This window comes from Legionella yabuuchiae (assembly GCF_900640115.1).
Taxonomy (GTDB): Bacteria; Pseudomonadota; Gammaproteobacteria; order Legionellales; family Legionellaceae; genus Legionella_A; species Legionella_A yabuuchiae.
The window spans coordinates 85,433-94,398 of record NZ_CAAAIW010000009.1 but is presented as its reverse complement, the minus strand read 5'-3'; the positions used below and the strand labels follow the sequence as shown (position 1 = coordinate 94,398).

The window sequence follows — 8,966 nt, the reverse complement described above, 5'->3', positions numbered from 1 at the left end:
CAACGCGGCCATGGAGAGCTGGAATCATAGTTTTAAAGTAGAAGCTATTCATGGGGAAAAGTTTGCAACACGTGCCATTGCTAAAAATCATGTGTTTGAATACATCGAAATATATTATAATCGGAAACGACTTCATTCGATGATCGGCCATAAATCACCGGAATTATTTGAAGTTAAAAAAGTTGCTTAGCAAAGTGTCCGTTTTTGCGGGGCGGGATCAATATTAAAATAGTCTGAAAAATGTATCGGTTCTTTAGGATTCATTACATTCTTAGCTGCTTTGTCAGGGCCTAGTTTGTTGTTTAACTTAATTTTTTCGTGATCAGATCATCACGCTAGGTTGATTTTATAGCAATATAATTTTCAATTCGTAACTCAGCTAATGAAGGATGGGGATATGTCTCATTAGAAAAGCCCGTTTCCTGATGAGACATAAGTGAGAAATTACAATAAGCAATAATAAAAATTCTCTGTTTTAAGCACTTTGAGCAATCAAGCTCGCAGCATGCTCAACATCAGCAATTTTTTCTTCGCTTGTCGTTTTGCTCTTCTGGAAGAAGAACAGTGCGCGATTTTCTGTTACTTTTGAATGAATCAATTTTCCAGCAATGAACAAGAGACCAACACCTGTCAAAGCAATTGCGATATTAGCAACTATTGTTCCCCATGAAATACGATAGGCGCTCATTTCTTTATCTTTGCTGTGCAGCAATGCTGAAAATCGTAGTTCGAACTCAGCAAAATTACGTTGTTCCGGTGTTTGTTGGAAAAACTCTTCTGCCATGATGGTTAAGTTACTAGCTAAATCAATTGCAACTTGCCCCTTAGATACACCTTGGTCTTTAAGCAATTCACCATATTTATGCATAGCTTTAATTTTATGAAAAAATTCCTCTTTTGGATTAAACAAATAAGGAACTAAGTCATTATATTTCATGCGAGTAGCAATCTCATAGGCTCTTTGACCCTCATTATTTTTAATAGTGAGGTCAGCTCCATTACAAGTTAATAGTTCGATCACTTCACGTTTATTTTTCCTAGTCGCACAATGTAATGCCGTTTCACCAGATTTATCTTGTGCATTTATGTCTATTTTTTTGGTATCAATTAACCATTGGATCAAGCCCACATTACCAGACGACACAGCATAATGAATAAGAGTCTCATCTCTGTTTGTTAATGCAGTTAAACTTAACCCTTTAGTAATAAAATACTCAACAACAGGTAAATTTCCGGAATGACATGCCGCATGCAGAAGCGTAGCATCCTGATTGTCTACAAGATGCAAATTAGCTTCTGAAAGTAATTTTTCAATAGCTTCTATAGTTACATTGTGATTTTTCCACAATAAGAAATGGATTGGTGTGCGACCGTAATAATCTTTGCTTTCCAAAACAGCCGCGTTTAAACTAACTAAATCCGCTATATCTCGATTGTTTACGCCTTCCTCATTATGATGCGCGAGAACATGGAGCAAAGTAGGTTCAGAGCCAGCTCGACCTCGCGCTGTAATATCTACCCCTAATTTTGCTAAGGCCATTGCTGTTTGTTTGAATTTATCAAAACTGCATTGCTGATTTGTGAAAGCATCCAGCAATGATTGCCACGCAGTTTTATTATTATAGTCTTTAGCTGTTAAAACCTCAGCGTTTAAACCAACTAGTTCAGCGATCTCGTTATTATTTGCGCCGTTCTCATTTTGATGAACGAGAATATGTAGTAACGTAGGCTCTGAACCAGCTCGACCTCGCGCGGTAATATCTGCCCCTAATCTTGCTAAGGCCATTGCTGTTTGTTTGAATTTATCAAAACTGCATTGCTGATTTGTGAAAGCATCCAGCAATGATTGCCACGCAGTTCTATTATAATAATCTTTAGTTGTTAAAACAGCTGCGTTTAAACCAACTAGTTCAGCGATCTCGTTATTATTTGCACCATTCTCATTATGATGAATGAGAATATGTAGTAACGTAGGCTCTGAACCAGCTCGACCTCGCGCGGTAATATCTGCCCCTAATCTTGCTAAGGCCATTGCTGTTTGTTTGAATTTATCAAAACTGCATAGCTGATTTGTGAAAGCATCCAGCAATGATTGCCACGCAGTTCTATTATAATAATCTTTAGTTGTTAAAACAGCTGCGTTTAAATCAACTAGTTCAGCGATCTCGTTATTATTTGCACCATTCTCATTATGATGAATGAGAATATGTAGTAACGTAGGCTCTGAACCAGCTCGACCTCGCGCTGTAATATCTGCCCCTAATCTTGCTAAGGCCATTGCTGTTTGTTTGAATTTATCAAAACTGCATTTCTGATTTGTGAAAGCATCCAGCAATGATTGCCACGCAGTTTTATTATTATAGTCTTTAGCTGTTAAAACCTCAGCGTTTAAACCAACTAGTTCAGCGATCTCGTTATTATTTGCGCCGTTCTCATTTTGATGAACGAGAATATGTAGTAACGTAGGCTCTGAACCAGCTCGACTTCGCACTGTAATATCTGCCCCTTGTCTTGCCAAGGTCATTGCTGATTGTTTGAATTTATCAAAACTGCATTTCTGATTGGTGAAAGCATCCAGCAATGATTGCCACGCAGTTTTATTATTATAGTCTTTAGCTGTTAAAACCTCAGCGTTTAAACCAACTAGTTCAGCGATCTCGTTATTATTTGCGCCGTTCTCATTTTGATGAACGAGAATATGTAGTAACGTAGGCTCTGAACCAGCTCGACTTCGCACTGTAATATCTGCCCCTTGTCTTGCCAAGGTCATTGCTGATTGTTTGAAATCATGGCTAGTCGTTCCTTTCGTTAATAACTCTTTTAAATGCTCTGTTGGTGTAGGCATAAAACAATTCTCTGAAAAACTTAATTGCGCAATAATAGCACAAATGCTGCTGATAGATCAATTTTTTGTCACTAACATTTATTAGAATTCACAGTTGATTTCTTTCATGCGACATATGAGTAACATTGACCAAAATTTACCACTTCCTCTCGCCTCTAAGTTCGGAATATACTTACTAAGGGGAGCCAAGCCCAGCAAGGGTTTTAGTGAAATCAAAATTTGTTCTCAACCTTTCTTGGTACATCTTGGGGTACACTTAGCAGAAAGAGAGGCCATTGATTAATGGAATAACACATGGACATGCCAAGAAGCAATAAGCTTAAAAATTTTAATAAATATTCTTGGTCTATTCTTGTTGTTTTTATTTGTGCGACATTTGCAACTCTGTATCGTACAGCCAATACTTCCTTTGAAGGCTTTTTTCAAACACTTCCTTTAATTATTATTGTAGTTTATTACTGTGAAAAACTAGCCCCTCTCATCAACCAACCTGAGCATAACCTAAAAAAATCGGAAGTATTTACACGAGATCTATTTATATTAAGTTTTAGCTTCTTGCTTGCCTGCTTACTCTTGTTAACGCTTTCGTACAATAATAGTGATGTGAAAGGATGGTGGTCACTGATTGTTTACTTTATCACTCTATATGGCTTATTTTTTTCTGTATTTTTTTCAATAGTTGCTCTTTTGATAAAAAATCATAAAACATACACAATATTTTTTTCATTTTTAATCATAGTATTCGTGCCAATGGGAAAATTTTTCTCTCCTTATACGTTCGTTCCATTGCTAGGAAATATTGACACTTTCTATGTAATAACTTGCTCGTTGTTAATTTTTCATTGTTTATTTGCTATCTGCTACAAAAAAATCAGATCTTAAAATTTAATTCAAGAGAGTCTTATGTCACAAATATTACACAAAATGAAAAAAAATAATTTAGACACACCTTGTTTAGTTATTGATAAAAATGCATTGGAATTTAATCTAAATGTAATGCGTCAACATTCACTCAATACTCAGGTTAATATTCGACCGCATGTAAAAACTCACAAATGTTCAACATTGGCTAAGCTGCAGATAGAATATGGCGCTATAGGGATAAGTGCCGCGAAAGTATCTGAGGCCGAAGTACTCATTAACAAAGGCATAAGTAATATTTTAATTACCTCTCCTGTGGTAACAAAAAATAAAATAGCACGATTGATAGAATGTATAAAAAAGGCTCCTGAGACTATCGTAGTGGTGGATAATGAAAGAAATTTAGCGGATTTAAATGAGGCAGGTAAGTTAATTCAATCTAGAATAAATATTTTAATTGACTTAGATTCTGGGATAGGTAGAACGGGTATAAAGCCAGAATATGCATTACATTTTGCTGTTAAAGTAGGCGAATTTAAATGGCTAAATCTTATGGGTATTCAATGCTACGCCGGCAATCTTCAGCATATTACATCATATGAAGAGAGAAAAAACCGCTCCTTACAGATCATGGAGATTGCAAGTAATGTAGTCAAACAATTCAAAAAATCAGGACTTTCCTGCTCAATCTTAACAGGCACAGGAACAGGTACTTATGATATCGATATTCAAGCCTCAGAGGTGACAGAAATCCAACCTGGTTCTTATACGGTTATGGATGTTGAGTATAGTATAATAGGATCTAAGAATAACCCTACCTCATTTACTACCTTCAAACCGGCCATGACACTTCTGACCACCGTCATTAGCAGCAATAGGAATGAACATGTCACCGTTGATAGCGGAACAAAATCCATTTATTTTGATAGTCAAAACAGACCTAAAATTATCAGTCAGGAAGGATTGCATTATGATTGGGGTGGATTTGGTGATGAGCATGGCAAAGTCACTGCAGATAAAAATTGCGAGCTTCCTAAAAATGGAGATGTTCTAGAGCTTATTGTGCCTCATTGCGATCCAACAATTAATCTTTATGATAAATTTTATATTGAAAATAATGGTGTGATTGAAGACATTTGGGAAATTGATCTGCGTGGTAAGTCACAGTAATCATATTAAGCCGGCGTTCGAGTAGGCCAAGGGTATTTCACCCCGATCCTACTCGAACGCCGGCTAAAATTCTTATTTTAGATGAATCTAGTTCGGGTCTGGAGAAAGATTTAGAGAAGCAGGCTCTAAGTAATTTAGTTGCTTAAAAAAATCAAACATTATTAGTCATTCTAGAGATATTTTATCGCGAATCCCCAAAACAATTTGTTTTCCCACTCTTACAAGGATCAATCATGAAATTTTTTGTAATGAAGGTGCCTTAATATGCCCGAGTTAATCAATGATAGCTACCAGAAATTTAATAAAGATTTTTTAAAATTCCGTAAGAAGTATTATTTTAATGAAACAAAAGAATTATTAGCGCGACATAAGTTATTAACGGCATTTATTATTTGCTTATTAGCGCCAGGCATAAAAAGCATCCAAGCTATTGGTGTGCCCTTCTACACGATGATTGAACCCAGTTCTTCTTTGAGCGTCAAATTATTATTTTTAATGCCCCTTTTATTTTTTCTGATAGTGCTAACCAAAGCCCAATCTAAATTCATTAAAGGAGGCACGTTTAGAGATTATTTAGATACCCTATATATGCCATCTACTGTATATAAAAAAATTGACATGGTTATTCTCCTACTTTCTTTAAATGTAGTTTGGATAGCTATTTTGTTTGGTGCAGGGAAACTTTATCAGCTTCCAGCGCGTCCGGTGCTTTTATTTTCTTACTATTGTCTTTACTGTTCCATGCTCATGGCTATCGTCGTGTTGCTACTAAATAGCCTGTATAAGAATACAGGGGGCGTATTGATATTAACATTTTCATTAATTTTAATTGCAGCCGTATCTCTTAAGGAGGTTTGGGTATTAAATGTGACTACCGCATTAGGCGTGGGGTTGTTAAGTGCAGCCATTGCATTGAAGGTACAGCCTTATAAAAAAAAAAATAAACATGTTAAAATATCTAATAAAGAACAATTAACTGGATTAGCAGCAAACTCCTCCCCAAGGGTATTATTTTTGACCCAAATAGCCACCTTTAGAGCTAATAAAAATACTTTTTTTATAAGAATAGCGCTATGTACATTCCTATCTGCTATTTCTTTTAATCTATTTTTTTCTTATGAATTGAGCGGCAATAGAACTAGTCTTCTATTAATACTTATTAGTATTGAGTCCTATATCTTATCAACTTTATTTACATTTTTTGCAAAAGATGAATTGGATTATGCTGTTTTTTATTCAATTTTTCCTTATCAATCTTTCAGCAGGCAGCCAATAGAAATAGTTATTGTTAGTGGAATATTGATTTTATCGATCATGCCGATTATTGTTTTTTCTTTATTCACTACGCCGCCCGCCATTTTATCGCTAATCTTAATTCTAACCATGAATGTTATAACCATAGCAGTCAATCGAGTATTATATGCCTGCTCACTTCGATTTTGTTTATTCACTGCACTTTTAAATACGATAGGTCATACCTTAATGCAGTATTTATTGATAGGAGCATTTTTTGGAAATTAGCATACAGTTTAAAAATGTAAGTAAATCCTTTAATAAGAAATTAATTTTCTCAGATTTATCTTATTTATTTTATCAGCGTAATTATCACCTAATTGGTAAAAATGGCGCGGGAAAATCCACATTACTGCGATTGATAGCGGGGCTGGAATCTCCAGATACCGGCTCAATCATGATTAACAATCAGTATCTAGTGGGTGATAGCAGCCTTAATGCTAAGCAAATCTTCTATATTCCCGATGACTTAGCTATCTATCCTTTTTTGACAGGTATTGAATTTTTATCCTGGATTGGACGTGCTCGTACAAGTACGCTTAATGAAATCAATGAAGTTATAGATAGGCTGGAATTAAGAGTCCATCAAAGTACCCCTATAGCTGATATGTCTTTTGGTACTAAAAAGAAGTTTCTTTTGGCATCAGCACTCATAGGAAAACCAGACTTTATCGTCCTTGATGAGCCATTGAATGGTTTAGATAAACATTCACAATGCGTGTTATTGACTATATTAAAGGAAAAAGCAAGCTTTGCAGGAATAATACTTACAACGCATCATGACTCAAATATTGATTTACTTGAACCTATAAAAATACAGGTGTTACAAAATAAATTAGTTGAAGAGAAAAGTATGGCCCATGATGCTGTATGAAAGCATTAATCGCCAGCGTAGCCTGGGAGTAGGCCCAAAGGGCCGTATTCTAGTTTTCATCGTTATGTTCAGAATGCAGTATCCCAAAAAAATTGGGATATGATGGTGGCCAAGGTGAGTTTGGAGAATAAATTAGTCGTGAATGTAACCCTGGGATATGGCCTTTTGGGCCTACTCCCAGGCTACGCCTGCTAACTCACGCAAACGCTATCATTCACAGTGATAGATGTTTCTGATCCCAGGTTAAACCCTTTAAAACCATGTCTTTTTCAAAATTATTCTTGAAAAGACAAATGTTTTTTAAGCTGATTGAGTAACTGGAGAATCTATTTTTTGCTCAACACCATGCTCCAACAGAAGTGATTCAATAGCATCTTTTATTCTGGGCTCCACAGAAGACTTTTTAACCCAGTCTAAAGCTGAATTCCCATTAGAAGAGGTTTGTTTAATATTAACTTCAAGGTTGTCTTTATTTTCCAGGAGTAACTTTACAATAGGTAAATTACCGTAAGCACAGGCACAACGTAATAGTAAAGAAAAATCATGTTTTTCAAGTGCACTACGTAATGACTTCTTAATTTTGTGGTTACTTAATTGTTCTATTTTAAATTGAATTTTAGCTTCTGGAGCAGGCTCAAAAAACTGACTTAATCGGGTCAAGCCTGATTCATATCGTGACATTGCTGTGGATGGCTGCTCACTGTCTACATCTGCCCCTTCAACTCCGATTCGCTCCTTTTCCATTAAAATAACGGTTGTAATATTAATATCTTGATTCTTATTCAACGGTTTTTTATGTGAATCCATGTCTAAATTGAATGAGACAATCTCAAAGCCAGCCTGCTTAAAGGTGATTTCAGCGATCTCAGGATCAAATAAATTTATGGTTTGATAGAACTTGTTTACACTATATACATTAGGATGAGTAAGTCTGGAAAAAGAACCTGAGAAAACTTCTTTAAAGTCATATGCTTGTGCCGATCCAGCGAGTTTGCCTTTGCAATAAGCATTGACTGCAAGTGGTATACCATTAGCGGTCATTTGCTCCTGATTATATGCAGACAGTAATTTGTAATCCACGATCTGATCTTGCAGAGGATCGATTAAGGTTGCCATGTTGATGGTCATAAATCCCGGACAAACGCTATTCGATTTTATAGCTTGTTGATATGCCGCTTGTACATAGCGATTGGCATCACAAAAATTAAATTGATACACATAATTCGCCCTCATAAAAATCTTGCCACCTGGTTTTAAAACTTGGTTCAAGCGCTGTTTTAAAGTCTCAATTTGTGCTGGTGTCATAAAATGTATAACAAAAGAGCACCATACGTAATCATATTTTGCTTTATAATCGTCACCTTGTAGGATTTCTAGCGCATCACCGGTTTGAACGTTAAGTAGCTCATCCAGAGATTGTCCATTCCAAAGCGCTGTGTTCATGCCTTGCAATCGTTTGTTTAATTCATTTGCAGTAGCTGCTTGTAACTCGATTGCGTCTACTTGAGCGCCTGCAGCTAATATTTTCCAGGTCATGGAGCCAAAGCCGGCTCCAATATCTAAGACCATTGGTCGTTTTCCAGTTTTTTCAAAATCAGTCCTGATTTCCGATAAACAACTTAGATCTAGGCCAGTGATACCAGGAAAGCTATATCCATAATCAGTATCTGTATCACGATCTTTCAGCAACCTTTCTTTTCTTTCTTGATTGACTAACTTAAAGGCCTCTTGTTTTAGTGCCTGACTGCTCTTTTGTCCTAACCATAGGCCAATTTCTGTCTCTTTCATTTTAAAATCCACGAAAAAAAATGAGTATTTTAAACTAGCAACCTTAAGTAAAGATTAAGGTTTTGGGGTATAGATCGAACTGATACCTTTGCTCGGGCCGGCTTTGAAATAAAGCGCTTGAGAATAGCCGCCAAT

6 protein-coding genes are annotated in these 8,966 nt (G+C 36.1%); 4 read left to right on the top strand and 2 right to left on the bottom strand.

Annotated features, from left to right (window positions below; translation table 11 throughout):
* The coding region (locus E1O47_RS05215) for an IS3 family transposase (RefSeq protein WP_165475041.1) at positions 1-190 on the top strand (190 nt) is incomplete at its 5' end.
* 285 nt (positions 191-475) lie between these two features.
* On the opposite strand, the gene E1O47_RS05210 is transcribed toward E1O47_RS05215, so the two are convergent.
* Positions 476-2,845, bottom strand: a complete 2,370-nt coding sequence (locus tag E1O47_RS05210; RefSeq protein ID WP_133130209.1) for an ankyrin repeat domain-containing protein — start codon at positions 2,843-2,845, stop codon at positions 476-478.
* Positions 2,846-3,748: 903 nt separating this feature from the next.
* Here E1O47_RS05210 and E1O47_RS05200 point away from each other — a divergent pair.
* The 3 genes from E1O47_RS05200 (at position 3,749) to E1O47_RS05190 (ending at position 7,043) form a co-directional block, all read left to right on the top strand.
* Positions 3,749-4,876, top strand: coding sequence for a DSD1 family PLP-dependent enzyme (locus E1O47_RS05200; RefSeq protein WP_133130207.1), 1,128 nt, complete (start codon positions 3,749-3,751; stop codon positions 4,874-4,876).
* Between the two features lie 264 nt (positions 4,877-5,140).
* Positions 5,141-6,397, top strand: a complete 1,257-nt coding sequence (locus E1O47_RS05195; RefSeq protein ID WP_133130206.1) for a hypothetical protein — start codon at positions 5,141-5,143, stop codon at positions 6,395-6,397.
* Entirely contained in the window at positions 6,387-7,043 is a 657-nt protein-coding gene (locus tag E1O47_RS05190) for an ABC transporter ATP-binding protein (RefSeq protein WP_133130205.1), read from the top strand. Before E1O47_RS05195 ends, E1O47_RS05190 begins: the two co-directional genes overlap by 11 nt.
* 300 nt (positions 7,044-7,343) lie before the next feature.
* Here the strand turns inward: E1O47_RS05190 and E1O47_RS05185 are convergent, their stop codons facing one another.
* Positions 7,344-8,831, bottom strand: a complete 1,488-nt coding sequence (locus E1O47_RS05185; protein WP_133130204.1) for a class I SAM-dependent methyltransferase — start codon at positions 8,829-8,831, stop codon at positions 7,344-7,346.
* Between the last annotated feature and the right edge of the window lie 135 nt (positions 8,832-8,966).

Excerpts from the sequence above, each read along its gene's own strand:
- E1O47_RS05185 (WP_133130204.1), bottom strand. The coding sequence starts at position 8,831 with ATGAAAGAGACAGAAATTGGCCTATGGTTAGGACAAAAGAGCAGTCAG.
- E1O47_RS05195 (WP_133130206.1), top strand. The coding sequence starts at position 5,141 with ATGCCCGAGTTAATCAATGATAGCTACCAGAAATTTAATAAAGATTTT.
- E1O47_RS05200 (WP_133130207.1), top strand. The coding sequence starts at position 3,749 with ATGTCACAAATATTACACAAAATGAAAAAAAATAATTTAGACACACCT.
- E1O47_RS05210 (WP_133130209.1), bottom strand. The coding sequence starts at position 2,845 with ATGCCTACACCAACAGAGCATTTAAAAGAGTTATTAACGAAAGGAACG.